This window comes from Paraglaciecola psychrophila 170, assembly GCF_000347635.1.
GTDB classification, from domain to species: domain Bacteria; phylum Pseudomonadota; class Gammaproteobacteria; order Enterobacterales; family Alteromonadaceae; genus Paraglaciecola; species Paraglaciecola psychrophila.
The window spans coordinates 2,212,698-2,231,651 of record NC_020514.1 but is presented as its reverse complement, the minus strand read 5'-3'; the positions used below and the strand labels follow the sequence as shown (position 1 = coordinate 2,231,651).

The window sequence follows — 18,954 nt, the reverse complement described above, 5'->3', positions numbered from 1 at the left end:
TTTAAGGGTTAACAACATTGTTTAAAGAGTACCGCGAATACCAAATATAACACTGAGACTTCTATCCTTTAGAAATCAGATGCTGCTTCAAGTCAAAAACATTCTTCGCAACATTCCATTTTTTGTGGGTTGTTGTCATATCATCAACTGCGTGAAACCGGTTCATAAGCTGCTCCCATTCAACAACCTTTGGGTTATTGCGATCACGTAATGCCATATTTTCAAAACTAAATAATTCTGAGGCTGTAATCAAAAGAACCAGTATTTCCCCATGCCTATATATTTGCATATCAAGAATACCTGACTCACAAATGTTCTTGATCACTTCTGGCCAGACATTACCAGCTTGGTGGTATTCATCGTACTGCCGAATTAACTCTGCATCGTCTCTTAGAGTCAAAATAAGACAATATTGTTGTGTTTGGGACATACTTCATTCACCTTTTGTAAAGCTAATATGGCCAATAGCCATAGATTAAAAACCTGAAATATTATCTCAATATTTTAAAGAATAAGAAGAGACCAAAAGTTCTCTCCTCATCAAAAACTGAGTAACAGTAAAAATTCAGCTACATTCTATTAACTGCATATTAGCCCAACGTCAATAACGGTATTATCAATACGCTAAAACTTAGCTGTTACTCCAAGCGTAAACCGTCGAGGCAGTGTGGTGATATCACGAAAGTTACCTTCTGTTTCTCTGTAATTAATAAGTTTTTCATCTGTTAAATTAGATCCAGATAAACGAACACTGAAGTGGTCACTAAACGTATAAGACATACTGGCATCCAGAGACTGTTGTGCTTCGCGCGATGAAGGATAAAGCGCTCGGTCACTGCCACCACCTAGAGCTAGGAAGTAACTATCGCGCCAAGTATAAGAGAATCGGACACTAAAGGCGTCGTCTTCGTAGTATCCCATCACGTTATAACTATGTTTTGAAGATCCTGGGAATCCCTGTTCCAGCTCTTGATAATCTCCGTCAAAGTTACTATCGATAAAAGTATATGCCGCTTGAACGCCAAATCCTTCAAAAGTTTCAAATGCATGGTTCACCGCAAGCTCCATACCGGTTACTTGACCATTATCAACATTGACTGGTTGTGTTACATCAAATAACTGATCTCCTTGGCCAGGTAATGTTGTGTCAAAGGTTGAAGTCGTCAAGATAAAGTCTGAGACGTCTTTGTAAAAGGCACTCACTACCACTGAAGCATTATCAGCGTAGTAATATTCAAGTGTGGCGTCGTACTGCCATGCCGTAAATGGTTTCAGATCTGCATTGCCCGCATTGGCAGTAGGGTTTGCATCAGAATCGTACAGAGGATCATTAGAATCAATAAAGGTAATAGTATCTCTTGGCGCTAATTGTGTTAACTCAGGTCTTGATAACGCCTTGGACACACCTAATCGAAGTTGAAGGTCATCCTTTAGTTCCAAATTTATGTTTACGCTCGGAAGTAGCTCTGAATAGGTATTAGAGCTCCTGACAGGTACAAATTCACTACTCAGGATATTATCGTTTTTAAAATCAGTTACTCGAACACCCGCATTAGCTGATATTTCTGTAGACGTATCTACCCAACGAAGTCCAACATTGCTGCTATATGGTAATCCTCCGAAAATTTCGCCATCGACATCGAGCTGAACATATAGAGCGAGAGTATCCTCTTCGGCAACCATTAGTGTTGAGTCGTTTATTGTCAATGGGTCACTCAATGTTTCTGGAATAATATCTCTTAGTAGGTCAAAGTTTGAAACCAAACTATTATTGAAGCCGCCAGCCGTTTCGTCAGGAAATACATCTTCACCAACACTACCATCTGCTAGAATAGCAGCATTTACAGCCGCCAACTCTTCCTCAGTTCTGAAAAAGAATCCGCTGCGCTCAGTAAATTTTAGATCCATATTTGTTGAGCGCATGCCCGTTTTGAACTTTACGTTGTCATTAAGGTAATACTCAAAGTCTGCTTTTATTGCTTGTTGATCACTTTCTGTGTCAAAGAAACGTCTGAATATGCCAGTGTAGGGCGGCGTTGGTAAATCGTCGCCAAATGTAAATATCGGAACGTCCCCAAAGGCGTCAAATCGAAACGCAGACTGATCAATGTCGGATTCAGCAACGTTAAAAATTGGGAATTCAATGTCTTGAAAAAAGTCCATCTCTGAAGCAGATATATCGACAGAGGCGGACCAACGTTCATCTGTCCAAACAAGGTTAAGTCCTGCGTTTGACTGGTCAGCTAAATTGTCGAACAGAAACTGTTGACCCCCAATTGATACACCTTTGCCTCCAATTATTCTTGAACCATTGATAGAATCTACTTGACCATTACTTATGGTGGCGCCATCGGGTCCTGTGCCGTCCGCCTGAAAAACACCAGTATAGTCAAAACGCACTTCGAAATTATCGCGCTCTGAGTATGAGTCAAACTTTGAATTCAAATATTCAGCTTTTACTGATAATTGTTCAAGGGGTTGCCATTGTATTCCCAAAGCTAAAGCACTACGCTCGATTTCACCTCGAATGGCGGTTCCTGAAATATTCGATTGGGTGTAAATATCCTGCTCGACAGTGTCGGCTAAGCCATCACCTGTGGTATCAAAATTAACATCGCGCCGTACAAATCGGCTACCGATCATTTCATCTACCGCCAATGATGAATCTGTTTGAAAGAACGAAGCGTAGGCGCCAAATGTTTCATCATCGTTCTTGAATGCAAAGACACCACTGGTGCTTAGATCCGTATCACCATTTAGAGTAGTATGATCGCCTTCAACATTTAACACACCTGTATAGTTAGCATGTCCTTTAAAGTCGATCGAAAAAACATTGAGTGTTTTAACCTCAAGCGATCCACCAATACCAGATTCAATCATTTCTGCCGATGGTGTTTTAGTGATAGTGATTTCTGAAGCAATTTCTGTTGGCAGCACATTCAGATTAAATTGGTTAAAATTCGCTTTGCCTTCTGTACCGAATGATAAAGGTGTACGGCCATTTATGCTCGTTGTCACAAAATTTGAGCCTAGACCACGGATTGACACACGGTCACCTTCAATGCCGTTAGAGTTTCTCTCTACTTGAACACCAGGGATACGTTGTATGGTTTCCGCGATACTGTCGTCGCTGAATTGCCCCAAATCTTCAGCAGTAACCACATCAACAACCGTTGCTGAACGACGCTTTATCGCCGAAGCGTTATAGAGACTTCCTCTTATCCCAGTAACATTGATTATTTCAACTTCATTGCTTGTAACTTTTTGTGCTTGGTATTCTGCCTCTACGTTTTCAAAAGTCTCTACTGCTTGAACTTCAATCAACAAGCCTCCACAGAGTAGAACAGGTAAAACCGTAAAAGTTTTATTAATCGTTTTAGTTATTTTATTAATTTTCATTTGCATATCCCCATATTGTTCTAGTTTATCAAATTTCAACTGCATTTTATAACTTCGTTAAACACTATCTAATAAAATATCAATCAAGTCAATTGATATTTCAATTATCATCTATAAAATTAAAATCCTGATTTTTGATATCTTAAACGCTTAATATGTAGCTATTATTACTAATAAGGCCAATATGTGCCTTCCGTAATTTAAATATACGAAATCAAAAGATTTGTGCTATTTCGATTTAAGGAATTGGTATGACTACTATAGAAATGGAAGCTGGGTTGAAGCCTAAATTAAGTGATTTTGCCTGTAACATTTTCAAAGAAAGAATTCTTTCAGTTCAAATTATAAAAGGGAATACCAATACTCAAAGTGAAATTTCAACACTGTTGAATCTTGCAATAAGCCCCCTCAGAGTAACCATTAATAAATTTGAGTCAGAAGGGTTTATTAGCGTTATTCTAGAAAGATAAGGGCTAAAAACATACATTCGAACGGTATCTGATCCAGAATTCAGCCACTTTCGTGAATCACATGAGAAGCTGTTAAGCAATGTAAAAATAATAAAAACTTGCATCGGCTCTTATAAAAAACTAACAAAGTTAGACTCTGAGCTACCTACCAAATTTATTATGTCACTAGACAACAACGTTAAAGTACCACCGTATGAGCTGGGGGATTATTAGATGACATCCTAAAAGGGCTAAAGTAAGCGCCAAAGGCGCGTTAAATTCCGAATTTCAGCTGATCTCTGTCAACGTCATTTTTTCCTGATTTCGGATATATTCCCTAACCATTTCTTCGTCAAGTCCTACTGTAGATATAAAATACCCTCTAGCCCAAAAGGCTTCCCCTGCGAAATTCTTTTTTTACCTTTAAAAATTCAAGCTATTGATATTGCAATTTTTCCTTTCAGATAAACGACTACATTTGTAACCGCTAACTTTGGAGGTATGCTCAAACACATATGGACGTGATCCTTCATTATGTGTCCCTCTTCTATCACCACCACTTTTAGCTGCGCCAATTCGTGAAATATTTCTCCCAAATTTTTTCTCAACGTTCCAAATATAATCTTTCGCCTTTTCTTGGGAATGAATACGATATGATATTTGCAATCCCACCTTGTATGGGTCAAAATTTTATAATCTCGCATAGATTGTTTCCTTCGTTTTTTTGGTCGAGATACGAAAGATACCACCATTGGTGTATAGAGTTTGACTTTCATAAGAGCAAACAATTCTTCATCGTTTTTCCACATATTTTATCTTTATTAGATTTTTGTAAACGGAAAATAATCCCATGCATTTTCATAGCAAACTCGCCGAATAATATCGCCTATTAAGGAAAAATCACAAGGTAGTAAGCCATCTAAACTCGCCCTTCGGGAACTCAATAGCAAACTAATAACATCACAAAATGAATGAAATATAGAATAACGATGTTCAACTCATTTTTTTTGTTCTAAGCTCATTACTGCAGTTCTAAGTTGAGCGATTCATTACTTCAACCACCGATGGAGTCATACCCTTTACCTAAAACATTCACTTCCTGGCTGTTTGCATTGCGCAAAGCTCCCAGGTGTAGCATGATATTTTATTGATCTATTTAGACTTTATTTTCTAATAATTTAGATAATAAAAAAGCCACTACTAAAAAGTAGTGGCTCCAAATTCACTCAGTGGCCCGGATTATGGAAATCCTTTTTATTTAAACCTGTGATCATCTAGATAAGAGCTCTTTCGCTAGTAATCCTGCCGAACCATTTTCTGCTATCCACTCACTCATTGCTATTTGGCAAAATCTTATAACACCGTTACCATAAGCAATATCACCGGCCACTAATGCATCAGTCCATTCATGCGTGCCACCAAAACCACTATTACCCGTACCTGTTAAAAGAATCGGTTTTATATAGGGTTCAGGCAAAATACAACTATTATAAAAGGGGCTGATGTTATCTAATTTTTGGTTATACCAAAACCGAAGGTCGTCTTCTTTAAAACCACTGACGCAAGCATGGTTACTATCTCTTGAAACAAAGTGTCGTTCTGCCATTCCAGTGGGCAAAACCTTAACCAGATGACCGGCAATATCATGCTCGCCTTCAGGCAATGAAAATAGTACTAGTCGTGCCCCCTGCTTAACAGCAGACAAAGTCCCTTCTTGTTCATATTGCAAAAAGGAATCAGCGTCTGCGAGAATAACATTCGCATTATCAATCGCATGGCATGACTTCGCCCCCATAAACTCCAACAGCCCTGACGTACTTTTAGATTCTTCTGGAAATAAATGGAACACCTGTAGATCAGAGATAACCGGTTTAGGAAAGACAAGTAAATCTTGTTCACACTGATGAACAACATGACCTGCTTCATCAATAAGCGTCAGTGTAATTTTGACTTTTTCCCGCTTATTTAGCTGCTCAGACAAATGATAACAAATGTCCCCTTGGTATAATGCTTGACATGAATCAATAATGGTTTCACTACTTCCAGAAGATAATAGTTTTCCGCTTTCGTTACTGACGCTGTAGTGCAGCAACCAATTTTTCAGACATCGATTGGTATCATTAGCAACCCAAGCTTCGGCCGAGATTGACTCGCCGACATACCACGAAAATTTATCCAAACGGATACTGACTGCGACAGGTGAAAATGCTTCTCTTAAGCCAAAAAACCCCCCCTTAACTTTGCGGTCAGAATCAATAATAGTTTTCATCCAACTGGATGGAAACGCATCTATAAACAAATGAACTGCGCAGGTAACCATCTGGTTATCACGGCGAAATGCTTCACCAATATGTCTCAATGATAATTTTTGAAAATCATGACTTTTCTTAACCCAAGAATCCATCCCTCCTCTTGGTGTCTCATACCAAAGATGATGAAACCTGTAAGTCTGGTTGCCTCCAACATACTCAGGAGTCCAATTCCCTTCATTATCAACAGCTTTTAACCAGTTACCAGGGTAATTTTCCTTCATTAACTTTGGAGTATCGAGTGCTTCAACACCAAATTCCCCGCAGCCATGCACCCAATCTTTTTTACTGCTTTGCCAATAACCACGGTGTAACTTGCCAAAATCGATGCCATGGTTACCGTACCAAAGGTTGTAACAATGACGATCTGAAATACCGGGCGAAGGTGGATCATAATCACCATCAACCGCCTTAATAACCCTGTCAGGGTTGGACTGACGTACAATCGTATCAGCTATAGCATACCATTCACGCTGCTCTATAAAATCCAGGTTTCGATGCGGTTTAGAAGCACCATTAGGAAATGGTTCATTCATGTAACTGATAATAACGACAGACGGATGCTTGCGAAGTAAACGCTCCATTTCACGCACCTGACGGTGGGACTCATCAAATTGATTACGGCGTAAATTACCGAATAGCGGGTAATCAGCCTGAGATAGTATACCCAGCATGTCAAAATGTTCATAAATTTCAGGCTGAACGGGTCGTTGGGTTGTACGAAAGAAATTCAAATTACAAAGCTTGGCTAATAAAATATCATCGATTAACTGGTCCCAGTCTTTTGTAATGACACATTGCTGCAAATGCCCCATAGTATTGGCACCACGAAGTCGAATAGGTTCATTATTAAAGTAAAGCCTCCCTTTAGGTGCAGAGGTTTCATCAGATATAAATGATCGCATTCCAAAATGCTGTTCGGCCGTATCGATCACGCGGTTTTCAGTATCTTGCAAACGAGCCTGTAGTTGGTATAGCCATGGTTCTTCAAGTCTCCATAACCTTGGAACTTTCAAATCTAAAATAAATTTAAAATAGTTAACGCCCGATCCGCATTCCATCCGCAATATCTTATTATCATCAGGTTTAATCATATCTCCCAAACCAGGCTTTTGTTTAACGGTTGGTTCCATTAAGCCTGAGGCAATATTATCTTCTTTGAAATTTCGACCATGAATTTGAAAGTCAACTTTAAGATAGCGACTTACTTGAGTTGTGTTAAAAATTTCTATCCAAATTTCAGCTTTTTTTCATCAAGTAACGGACGAACAAATACATCATGGATAAAGAACACAGGTCTGTGCTCCATGTATACATTTTGATATATGCCCATGCCAGGAGGACAATGATGCCAACCTTCTGGTGTATCCCAACCAGGGCCTGTTGCTGCATAAAGTTTGTCACCTTCCCATTCAGGATTACCCCATGGTGCATTACCCATACATATCGCGTCATTATCAACACGAATGACAATTAAATTTCTCCCCTCCTTGACCCACTTACTAACGTCAAATTCGAATGGCGAGAAAAATCCTTCATGGCTGCCTGCATAAGCCCCGTTAACATATACATGAGCCTTGTAATCCACGGCTTTGAAACACAAGAACGTGCTGCCTGTAGCGATATTATCCGTTGACACTTCCAACTCGGTTCGATAAAAAGTTGTCGCTTTTCCTTGAGGGGGACCATAATGAGGAATACTAACTGGTTGCCATGTTCCGTTGCCTTGTAATACGTTACCAACAAAATCTGCCTGATCATCAGCAGTTTCAATACGCCAATCAAATTCATCTATAGGCTGTCGCTTCCGAAAACTTTCCAAAGTAGGAGAATGCTGTTCCAAAAATGGCAGTGTTTTTTTTCGTAGTACCTTTAGTGCAATATCAAGCTCTTCTTGTGTACGAATGGTGCTGTAAGGCTCGCTCTCAACAGGTAATGAATGTTCTGGAATTATCTTGTGTAATAATTCTTGTGGTTGGGGCTCGTATAAATCCTTACCCTCAATTATAGCGTCACTATCAGCTACATTAGCAAAAAAATCTTCTTCTTTCATAACTTTATCGTGCCTAAGTAATTGTTATTAAACATAAAATATTAAACATGCCGTGATTTTCATGATTTTCACGTATCTAAGTTAAGGTTATAATCATCGACCAATTATAAGCATTCCCCAAAGGAGTCCTACAATAGTTATCATTGTGATAACAGAGTAAAATATTCCTGCCCAATCATCTTTATTCCATCGGCGGAATTCCCATTCACTGTTGGTAAATAGTTTATCTTTATCAAAACGAGATGGATTAACAGTGGTAAGGTGCATTTGTTTGGCATCTGCTTCAGCCGTCGGTGCTACTGGAGTACGGAGTTTGGCGTAAAATATATCCAAGTGATGCTTATCTTGAGGTTTAGTCAGAAAACCAACCAAAATAAGTATACCAAATGGAATTATAAGCTTAAGCGATACTGCTATCGTCTTATTCAATGAGTTTCGATTATCACCTAGGTCAAACCCCATAGCTTGCAGAGCAACTAACTCAACATTAAGGAGCCCCTTACCTACTATTTCACCGTTAACATCCTTGCTTAGCTCAGCCCAAAAAACCGGCTGGGCAGGAATTATAGTAGTAACAGAGAACGGTTTCCCTACTTCTACGGGTATAGGCTCTTGGCCCACGGCAAGATTAGCCATATTCTGCAGACGCCAGTATTTTATTTCAGCGACTCGCTTTAATTTGTCCCCTTTAGTTGCAGTATATGTGCTTTGAACTACAATCGGATTCGTTTCAAGTTTCAACATTTCGCTTGATTGCACACCAGGGAAAATAGGTAATAAAATAGGTAGTAAAATAAACAGACAGAAGGCTATTATCATTGAAGACCACGCAGCGATTAAGTTAGCGCGTCTCCATATTATGCCCATCCAAATAGATGCAGCGACAACAGCGTTAAATAACGCTGCATATATGAACAATTCGACAAGGCCTCCCGAAAATATAGCAATGGTTACAGCACCTGCAATATAAAGAACACTGAATATTCTGCCGACCAGGAGATAATGCTTTTCGTCCCGCTCAGTTACAAAGAGCTTGTAAACGTTATTGGTCACAAGTGAGGAAGCCGTGAGCATCAACGTATCAGCAGTACTCATCAGTGCGGCAGTAAGAGAGGCAATCATAAGACCCACCAGCCCTAAGCCAAGGCCACCGAGCAGATCCCTTGTTGCATGCCCCCAAATAAATTCCGGATTTTTAATGCTGTCGCCATATAGAATAACAGTCATCAATCCTATAAACACCCAAACAACGGCGCTAAACCGCTTCATAACTATCCCAGTAAAAAAGCCAAATCGTGCGACAGTATCATCCTTGGCTGATCCACATGCCGTCATTTGGTTTGCCTGACCAATGAGTGCTATACCGCCAACAATGGAAAATGACAACACATAATACCAAGTAAAATCTGCAAGATGCGGCGACCCGAAAAGCTCCAACATGGATGTAGGAAGCTCAGTATGCATTGCCTCAAATGGCGTATGCCCTGTTTGTTGAACAATTTTAATCCAAGCAAAGGGGACAAGAATTATTGTCAGCAAAATAATAAATCCTCCTTGTACTAAGTCGGTTATAAATGCGGCTTCGAGTCCTCCCATAACTGCATAGAGTAAAACCATAACTGCTATAACTATCATTAACTTAGCGGAGTCCACGTAGCTAAATTCATGTTTGGGATTCTCTGTATTTAAAGTAAGGAGCTCATTTACCTCATTAGCGCCCAAGGACTCTATAGGCACGCGTTTAAGCTCAATCAATCGCTCAGCCCTGTCATATTCGTACATTTCCTCAGCCGAAAACTGATCAACAGGTTTTATTGCAATAGCAGAAATGGTTGCTGACATGCCCTTAAATCCCATAGACACAATTAACATAAAGAAAATCACTTGAATGATGGAGTAGAATGCAGCCATTAGCTGTGATTGATATCGGTCAACAAAAAATTCAGCCATATTTAGGAGACGCAGGCGACGCATAATGACAGGAATGAACCATAAAAACGGCAAAACTAACACGCCCATGGCCGTCATCAGCCATCCGCCAGCAGCACCACTTTTGTTCGCGGCAGCAGTAGTTGTTACAACGCTTTCTGAACTGGTGCCTTGCCCAAATGCGGCGAATGTTTGAACCAATTTTCCAAAACTTCGACCGCCAAGGTAAAAATCCTCTTGATTATTGATTTTTTTTGCCGAACGAACACCAATCCAAATCGTAAATGCAAAATATACAACAATTGCTACAACATCAACAGATTCTAAACCCCAGAACATACCAGTATTTCCTTTATAAATAATATAATGATTAATTTTATTACCGGCCGTTATACACAAACCTAACCAATACATATCAAACGAAGTTAACATTTTATAACTTCGGTAAATACTATCATATAAAATATCAATATAGTCAATTGATATTTCAAATGGCTTCTTTAAAATCGCAATGTTGACTTTTGATATTTTTAAAGGCTTAATGCACAACTATATTACTAGGAAAAATTATATGACTTCAGTAGTTTAGATTTACAAAAGCAAAAGATTTATGCAGTTACGATTTAAGGAATTGATATGACTACTAAAGAAAAGGAAGCTGGGTTGAAGCTTACATTAAGCGATTCTGCCTATAATATTCTCAAAGAAGGCATTCTTTCAGGTCAAATTATAAAAGGGAATACCTATACTCAAAGTGAAATTTCAACTCTGTTGAATCTAGCAATAAGTCCCCTTAGAGTAGCCATTAGCAAACTTGAGTCAGAAGGGTTCATTAACGTTATTCCACGAAGTGGTATTCAAATAATCGATAGCGATTTTTCACTGACTAGAAACACCTATCAATTGAGAGTTATTCTAGAAAGAGAAGGGATAAAAACATATATTCGAACGGTATCTGATCAAGAAATCAGCTACTTTCGCGCAGAACATGAACAGCTGTTGCACGATATAAAAACACTAAAAAATTATACTGCCTTATATAAAAAGTTAGGGAAGTTAGACTCTGAACTACATACCAAATTTATTAAATCATTAGACAATAAAATTATCACAAAAACATATTTAGCGAATGAAGAACTGATAAGACTTACCCGGCTTGACCGTATCGATTTAGCTTCATCAGAAATGATAGGTTGTTCGATAAAAGAACATCTCAATCTAATTAATGCAATAGAAAACAGAGACCAGATATTGGCCTTAAATTTACTAGACAAGCATTTAGAACAGTCAATAAAGCGGGCTATGGGTCTTTGGGGTTTTTAATGAGTACTTTATTTAACAGGAAAAACAGCATGACATCAACAGTGAAGCAAATACGAATCCATTGTTTCGACTATCCCAGGGATCGCATCATTGGCGACTCTCAAATATCCTCAAGCAAAGTATGGATAGGCGCACTTGAAATATTTGATAGTGAAGGCATGTCTGGACTAGGCTTTTTTCAGTCTCTTACCAGCCCTCTTCCTTCGGCAAGCTCTATTAAGAGTTTAGTGGATTATATGTGCTTACCCGCAATGATTGATAGAACGCCTGAATCATTAATTCATCAGGTTGTTAGACCCAGAGGAGGTAATATTTTTTTTCTTCCCTACCATCTAGGTCAAGCATTAGATCAAGCCTTGTGGGATTTAGCTGCAAAACGTTCTAACCAGCCATTATTTAAATATTTAGGAGGAACAAAAGAGAGAGTAAAGGCTTATGGTAGCGGTGTGTGTTTCCACATGACCGACCAAGAAGTGTTTGATTTTTATTCTTCAGCAACCGTTCATCAGTTCAGTGCTTATAAAGTGAAAGTGGGACACCCTGATTTATCAAGAGATATTAACCGATTAAAGATTGTTTCAGAGACTGTAGGTAAAGACCGCCTACTAATGATAGATGCGAATGAAGCTTGGTCTCCTAAAGAATGTATACGTCGTATAAATGCCTTTAACGATGCTGGCTTCCCTATTTATTGGGTAGAAGACCCAATTCTACGATATGATACGCAAGGGCTTATTGAAATAAAAGATGCATTACAAAACTCGTTCCTTAATGCTGGTGAATACCTAGATTTAAGTGGTAAAAAAGGCTTGGTAACCAACGATGCCGCAGATATTATTAATATTCATGGCGATTTTTCAGCGGCATTAAAAATTGGCTGGCTTTGTGCTGAGAAGGGACTACCAATTTCCATTGGCAATACGCCAATGGAAATTGGTGCACATATAGCTTCTGCCCTACCTGAAGTAGAATACACAGAGCACTCAATGTTGAATTGGGATTTAATTGTACAAAAACCTTATCAGATTGAAGAAGGTCATATTGCTTTACCAGACCTTCCCGGACATGGGTTAGCGCTATCAAAAGAAGCCATTAATGATCTTCAACCATCAATATCTGGTTAATCGGTAACATTACAATTTAGTTAAAGCCTTAATAAGAGGTATTAATCATTCCTTTTATTAAGCCCGCAATGACGTAATCAATTTCATCAAAACGTGATATTTCACGATAGTACATGTTTGGCCTCTTAGTTTATGCCTGCCCAGGTTATGAATATTCAAGGGTAGCGCGATATATATATCTACCTAGGGTGATTAAATAAATTTCTAGATGGCAGAAACTCTCACCGACATTGAAAGCGTCTCATATACCGATGAGATTAAATCGGAATTGAGCACAAACATTAAGCTCAATGAAAGCGTCGATGGCATGCTCGTTCGCTCCGACCTTTGGAAACAGATACCAGATGATAGGCAATATACTTACAAGGTAATTAATGTCACATAATAATACAGCTAGCGTCAGCCAATCACACGCTAAGGTTCCTAGCAGACAGCGATTCTTATGGGGAATGGGAGGTTTTACCGATCACATGATCATTTATGGAACGGTAAGCTTGATAAGTGTCATTTACGTCAATGGTCTTCATTATAGTGCTGTTATGGTTAGCATGGCGGTGGCGGTGGCACTGCCTCGACTCATCGATGCCGTGTCTGATCCTATCATAGGTTAACTCTCCGATAATACTCGGACGCTGTGGGGCCGTAGAAGACTATGGATGTTGGCTGGTCTGATTATTTCTGCCTTGTTGACCATGTTTGTCTGGCACCCTCCGTGCCGGCTGGCCCTAATGCTGACGAGTGGATCTGGCCTGTATTCTTTTACCTAGCGGTTATGGTCAGCCTGCTTTATGGGCTCGGGTACACTATGTTCAACGTGCCTCACATTACCATGGGGTATGAGATGACAACCGACTATAACGAGCGAACCCACCTGTTTAAGTGGCGACAGATCATCTATTCAGCCGCCGGTTTCCTGACTCCCTGGCTACTGACATTCTGCATGCTTTTGGAAGGAGATCAGGCACAGGCATTAAAAGGCACGCAGGGAGTGGTTGTAGTCAGTGCCTGTATTGCAATTATCGTTCTATTGTCAGGACTGCCCTCGGTACTCTTCTGCAAAGAAAATGTGGCTGATCATAAAAAGGAAACTAAGGTACGTTTTTTTGATGTGGTAAAATTCACTTTTAACAACAAACCCTTCTGGTTAGTGGTGGTCAGTAATTTCATATCCAAATTCTGCATGGCGATAACCGGAATCTTCTTTATGTATATTTTCCTCTACCACATTAGCAAGGGAGATCAGGTGCTTGGCGCCGCCTATATGGCCATCATTTTCACTGCTATTAATGTGACCTGCCCTCTGGCTATGCCCATTGTCGCCAAGTTATCAGAGTCCTTAAGAAAAAAGAAGTGCCTTTTGATAATGTTGGCCGTGAGTACTATCGCCTATCTAAGTTTGTGTTTTACCTTCACAAATTATGCTGGCGCCTACCTGACCATGAATCTTCCCTTTTTGGGAGACATTTCGATGCAGTGGCCCTGCCTGATCTCCGCCATTTTGATTGGTGCGTTTACCAACACCATGCCGATGATCAATAACTCCATGTTGGCAGATGTCTGCGACCTAGATGAACTTAATACTGGACACCGCCGAGAAGCCTTTTACAGTGCGGTATTTAGTACCGTAGATAAAATGGCTTTAGGTATTGCAAGGTTACCTAATCATTGCATCTAGTTTCGATAGCAAACTTGATATTCAAACTCCTGAGACCACCAGCTACTGGTTAAAGACCCTAGTTTTTTCTCAGCCAGGGGATTTTTTATTGCGATAGCTGCGATTTGTTTATATCCCTTGACTCAGAAGCGCTGTCAAGAAATACGTCAGGCTATTGATGCCAAGAAAGAAAATCCAGCAGTACTAGAAGGAAGTCAATAATGTTAAACCCTATGCTCCAGAAAGCCCTGGTAACGCTGGGTGGGAAAATGACTCCGGTGATATGTCGCTACAATGACAATCATCTTGTAGAAGAAACCTTAGCCCATTTGCAATCCCCTGTGTCTTGCGGCATTGCTAAATGGGACTTGTTCTGGAGCTGTTGATTCTGCCGGGGTAGGTATTGCGTTTGAATTCACTGACTGGCAGGATGATAACTACACGCTCCTGCCTTGTGCTGTCTACAATGGCAATGATTTTGAGACCAATGACACCCCTTATCCACCCATGTGGAAGGAGAAGTCAGAATTCCGCTTTGATATGCCAACCACCACCACTGAAGTTCCACAATTGAGCAAGGAGTCCAAGCGCATAGAGCAAACCACCGGTGATACTTCGGTTCCTTGTATGGGCTTTCATTCAGCGGCTAAAAAAATGGCTTTCTCATGTTTACCGAACAAGGCTCCCACTTTGGCAATCATGGACTTACAGTTGAACTCTGTGGTGAGGGTGCATGCCGCTTTCTCCTAACGGCCCCGTCCGTGCGGGAATTCCGTCAGCAACACTGTAAATATCCAACACCAAGTGACGATCGAGGTGTTTCCTGGTCTGAAGGTGACGAAATCACCCTAAAAATTGTCATAACAGTTTTTGAGACACCACAGTTACAGACTTTGTTCGACCGCTATTGTGATTTTCGCAAGTGTTCTCTGTACCGCTCTGAGTCTCATTGTGAATTGCCATATAGTGCAGGATGGAAGATTATCGAAGAAAAGTATAACCGTGACAACTGGGTAGAGGAAGATGGTTATTATAAATTGGCCCCTAACTTCCACACCACATTTGAGACCGCGAGCAAACCGCTCTGTTTTCTCTGGCAAATTGGTTGGGTAGGAGGCGGCATGATGACGTTGCCCATGCTGGCACAGGGAGATGATGAAACCCGATCTCGAGCAATGCAAAACTTAAAAATGATCTTCGAAAAGACTCAGGCTCCTTCTGGTTTCTTTGTGGGCCTTGACGATGGCAAGACCTTTTATAGTGACGGGGTAGATGTTCAGTACAGTCATAATCTGCACATGGTAAGAAAAAGCGGCGATTTGCTTTATTTTGGCATCAAGCAACTGGACCTGCTCAAGAAACAGGGCGAAGAAGTCCCTCAGACTTGGAGCGCTGCGATTAAGAATCTGGCCGATGCATTTGTCCACTTGTGGGAACAATCAGGCCAGTTTGGTCAATGGGTCGATGTTGAGACCGGTGAACTGCTGATTGGCGGCTCAGCATCAGGCGCTATTGTGCCTGGAGCACTGGTACTTGCTGCCGATTTTTTTAATGATGACAGCTATCTGCAGGTAGCAAAGGCTTCTGCCAGAAAATATTACAATGACTTTGTTCGTCATGGCATCACTACCGGTGGTCTAGGAGAGATTTTATCTGCGCCTGATTCTGAGGCAGCTTTTGCTCTGGTGGAATCCTATGTGGCACTTTTAGAAAAAACCGGGTAGCCTGCATGGGCAGATGCGTCCAAGGATACGGTTCGCCAGGCCGCAACCTGGGTGGTTTCCTACGATTATGAATTTCCTGATGACTCGTCGCTTGGTCAGTATGATGCTCGCAGTACAGGGGCGGTATAGGCCAATATTCAGAATAAACATGGAGCACCTGATATCTGCACTTTTTCAGGCGATTCTCTCTTCAGGTTATGGAGATTAACTGGTGATGAAGTAGCTCTCGATCTGATTAAGGATATTGCCCATGGTATCCCTCAGTAACTATCACGGGCCGACCGCCCATTGAGCTCACATATTAAACCTGGCTGGATGTGTGAGCGGGTCAATTTGAGCGACTGGGAAGGACGCGATGGCGTCGGAGGCTTTCTTTTCGGATCGAGCAGTTGGCCTGAAACGGCATTCATGCTGACCACCATGGAAATTCCAGGGTTATACATCCAGCCAATAGTGGTTTTTTCTGTCTCTTTGACAATATAGAATGTGAAAAAGTTAGGCGTAACGCCGGCAAACTGTCACTCACATTGTATAACCCCACCGCATTTGATGCTGAGATAAAAGTTCTGGTTGAATCATCCAGTAATGCGAAAAAAGCTCTACCACTTAATGCCAGTATTACTTGGCGAGTAGTGTCCATGCCCAGGAAGTCTCGGCTGGAATTGGATTATTTAATTAATTAATTAAATGGCAAACAACGAAAAACATGTTCAACAAGAGTATATTTATCATACTAACCGCCGTTGCACTGGACTTTTAATCCAATTGATGGCGGTGTGACGTTTTATGTTGCTCCGAACTGAAAAGACACAAACCTGGGTACCGAATCAAAACCGTTCCTCACCATTGCCAAAGCACTCGATGTGACAGAGCATACCGAAAATAGGATCCCCTTTCCCCAGCTGGGATCATGAAGGAGATCATTATAACTTGCGTATAGTTCATGCCATCCTTCATTGTTGAATCACCTCATCTTATAGAAAAATTTTACACTTTATTAATAATTGGAATTTTGACATTATCCTTTAGCTTATTAATTGTACAATTGAACGTTAATCCTTGCCTTTTTAGTTCAGCTGTCATATAAATAGCCCTCTAAGTGGGCTGTTGATATTTCACTGTTGCTTATAGTGCTTCTCAAGCGTCTTTCCAATTCCGTATAACCACCTATTAAAGCTTGCTATTACTTAAGAAATATTGGCCTGATGAACACACAACTTGATGCCTATAGTTTAACTGAACTTAGTAAAAACTCGGAATAAATAGGACTAATTGAAGCTTAATGAGGGGAAAAATAACAATGCAAAAAAAACAGAATGGTAACCCTGACACTTCAAAAAATTCGGATGAGGCAAAACATACTGGTAACTCGTCGGTATCTCTAAATAAAGCAGCATACAGTAAAATTTTGCAATGGATTTTTGAAGGCAAACTATTACCTGGTTCATTTATGTCTCAAAGTGAATTGTCAAAATTAATGGATATCCCTACTCAGCCATTACGTGATGCTCTTAGAGTACTCGAAAGTGAAAATATGTTAATTATTCACCCCAGATCCGGCATTCAGTTTAGAAAACCTGATTTGGAGTTTATTCGAAATACATACCAATTTCGCTCTATTATTGAAAGTGCCGCTGCTCGTCATTTTGCACAATATGGACAGGATGAACTTTTCGCTAAATTACTACAAGAACATCAGAAATTGATAGGTAAAGTGGAAAGTAAAGGGATCACTCCAGACATTCTAAATGAAGTTGAGGCTCTTGAGTTGAAGTTTCACGGCACTATGATTGCTAGTTTGAAAAACGAGTTTGTTGAAATAACCGCTAAGCGATTAAAATATTATATTAGGCTTATACAACTAGAACACCATTTTACTCCAACTTTAGTTACAGTTTCTTTGATGGAGCATATTGATATTTTAGAAGCGTGCATAAATAGGAAGCCTGAAGTCGCCGCACAAGCATTATTTACACATTTTAAAGAAGCTCTCCATCGTCATATGAAGTTGTTTTGATAATATGATCCTTATAAATTTCACTTCATAGGCTATTGGAGAAATATTTCCTAATTTGTAATGTAGTCGTTTCTGTTTAAAAAGCGACTTTACACAATCAGTAGTGTCTGCAGCACTGTCAAGTTATCGAGATCGAATGAATTGAATGGAATTTTAACTACCTATGCCAAATTTTGGACACATCTCACCCTACCCCATTCAATGAACGCTCGGCACGGAAGACTCTGTAATTACTCGCTTTCATGGAATGGCGAGCAAGCCGAAGTAGATTATTAACCACGCCATGACAGGAGAGAAAACATTAAGCCTGACCTTGTGATTTAAATTTCTTGAGCTGCCTCTCCTGTGGCCGACCAGGTTGATGGGATAACTCGCATCGGTTGTTTTCGTATTGATGGGTTGAGTGTTCTACACTGGGTATCAGCTCTTTCTTTGCTGCTGAATAACGGCGCAATATATCGGTGATTATCGTGATTGACGCGGCTTGTTGGCCTTTGATTAGCTTTCGGAAGGATCGTCTCGTCCGTTTTTTGTCTTTACTTTTGTGAACCAGAATGTCAACTTCATCACCATCCTGATAAACTGCCCTCCAAAGGCAATGCAGAACACCGTTGTTCTTGATAAATGCCTCATCAAGATACTAGGTGTCACCTAATTTCCCTCGGTTTTTCCTGATTTGACTGCAATACCTTCGCCTGAATTTATCACACCAGTTTGCGGCCAGTTTCGTAACTGACTGTAATGCCTCTTGCTGACAGCAATTTTTCGATGTCACACAAGCTAAGTGTAAATCTGTGATAAAGCCACACAGCGTGACTGATTATTTGGGGTGGATAGCGATATCCGGGATAAATATTGGTATTTTGCATGCCCAAATTATCGTATGTTTCTGAGCCAGCTTATTAACTTGACAGTACCGCTCTGGGCATTCTAAGTGGATTTTCCACAACAGTTACCCCACTTCAGCATGTGG

The 18,954-nt window shown here is 40.3% G+C and carries 13 protein-coding genes and 2 pseudogenes; 8 read left to right on the top strand and 7 right to left on the bottom strand.

The features are described from left to right. Positions 1-61 precede the first annotated feature (61 nt). Positions 62-430 (bottom strand): L-rhamnose mutarotase, encoded by a 369-nt coding sequence (locus tag C427_RS09620; protein ID WP_007638506.1) that lies wholly within the window; start codon positions 428-430, stop codon positions 62-64. A 194-nt stretch (positions 431-624) separates the two neighbouring features. Next, positions 625-3,444, bottom strand: coding sequence for a TonB-dependent receptor (locus C427_RS09615; protein ID WP_007638504.1), 2,820 nt, complete (start codon positions 3,442-3,444; stop codon positions 625-627). A 206-nt stretch (positions 3,445-3,650) separates the two neighbouring features. Here C427_RS09615 and C427_RS27410 point away from each other — a divergent pair, with 206 nt between their 5' ends. Further along, the gene (locus tag C427_RS27410; RefSeq protein WP_007638502.1) at positions 3,651-3,869 is read left to right on the top strand and encodes a winged helix-turn-helix transcriptional regulator; all 219 of its coding nucleotides are present in this window, start codon (positions 3,651-3,653) and stop codon (positions 3,867-3,869) included. 267 nt (positions 3,870-4,136) lie between these two features. On the opposite strand, the pseudogene tnpA reads toward C427_RS27410, so the two are convergent. The 4 genes and pseudogenes from tnpA to C427_RS09590 all read right to left on the bottom strand — a co-directional run bounded on the left by tnpA (position 4,137) and on the right by C427_RS09590 (position 10,688). Further along, a pseudogene (gene tnpA, locus C427_RS09605) lies at positions 4,137-4,552 on the bottom strand (IS200/IS605 family transposase). A 566-nt stretch (positions 4,553-5,118) separates the two neighbouring features. Next, entirely contained in the window at positions 5,119-7,383 is a 2,265-nt protein-coding gene (locus tag C427_RS09600; protein ID WP_322786675.1) for a glycoside hydrolase family 2 TIM barrel-domain containing protein, read from the bottom strand. Between the two features lie 2 nt (positions 7,384-7,385). After that, complete coding sequence (locus tag C427_RS09595) at positions 7,386-8,210, bottom strand: sugar-binding domain-containing protein (RefSeq protein WP_015430752.1); 825 nt, start codon at positions 8,208-8,210, stop codon at positions 7,386-7,388. A gap of 93 nt (positions 8,211-8,303) precedes the next feature. After that, complete coding sequence (locus C427_RS09590; RefSeq protein ID WP_148285904.1) at positions 8,304-10,688, bottom strand: sodium:solute symporter family protein; 2,385 nt, start codon at positions 10,686-10,688, stop codon at positions 8,304-8,306. Positions 10,689-10,775: 87 nt separating this feature from the next. Here C427_RS09590 and C427_RS09585 point away from each other — a divergent pair, with 87 nt between their 5' ends. The 7 genes from C427_RS09585 (at position 10,776) to C427_RS09555 (ending at position 17,981) form a co-directional block, all read left to right on the top strand. Further along, positions 10,776-11,462 (top strand): GntR family transcriptional regulator, encoded by a 687-nt coding sequence (locus C427_RS09585; RefSeq protein ID WP_007638490.1) that lies wholly within the window; start codon positions 10,776-10,778, stop codon positions 11,460-11,462. 29 nt (positions 11,463-11,491) lie between these two features. Further along, on the top strand, positions 11,492-12,586 hold the full coding sequence (locus C427_RS09580) for a mandelate racemase/muconate lactonizing enzyme family protein (RefSeq protein ID WP_015430750.1): 1,095 nt from the start codon (positions 11,492-11,494) through the stop codon (positions 12,584-12,586). Positions 12,587-12,960: 374 nt separating this feature from the next. Beyond that, positions 12,961-13,197 carry a hypothetical protein gene (locus tag C427_RS09575; RefSeq protein WP_034899452.1) on the top strand — a complete coding sequence of 79 codons (237 nt, stop codon included), beginning with the start codon at positions 12,961-12,963 and terminating at the stop codon, positions 13,195-13,197. A 101-nt stretch (positions 13,198-13,298) separates the two neighbouring features. Further along, the gene (locus C427_RS09570; protein WP_407636123.1) at positions 13,299-14,261 is read left to right on the top strand and encodes an MFS transporter; all 963 of its coding nucleotides are present in this window, start codon (positions 13,299-13,301) and stop codon (positions 14,259-14,261) included. Positions 14,262-14,594: 333 nt separating this feature from the next. Beyond that, complete coding sequence (locus tag C427_RS27405; RefSeq protein ID WP_226991160.1) at positions 14,595-14,990, top strand: hypothetical protein; 396 nt, start codon at positions 14,595-14,597, stop codon at positions 14,988-14,990. An 11-nt stretch (positions 14,991-15,001) separates the two neighbouring features. Beyond that, entirely contained in the window at positions 15,002-15,964 is a 963-nt protein-coding gene (locus C427_RS27400; protein ID WP_226991159.1) for a hypothetical protein, read from the top strand. Positions 15,965-17,264: 1,300 nt separating this feature from the next. Then, positions 17,265-17,981: a GntR family transcriptional regulator gene (locus tag C427_RS09555; protein WP_007638464.1), complete on the top strand. Its 717-nt coding sequence runs from the start codon at positions 17,265-17,267 to the stop codon at positions 17,979-17,981. A 161-nt stretch (positions 17,982-18,142) separates the two neighbouring features. Here C427_RS09555 and C427_RS28995 read toward each other — a convergent pair. Continuing rightward, a pseudogene (locus C427_RS28995) lies at positions 18,143-18,850 on the bottom strand (IS6 family transposase). Positions 18,851-18,954 lie beyond the last annotated feature (104 nt).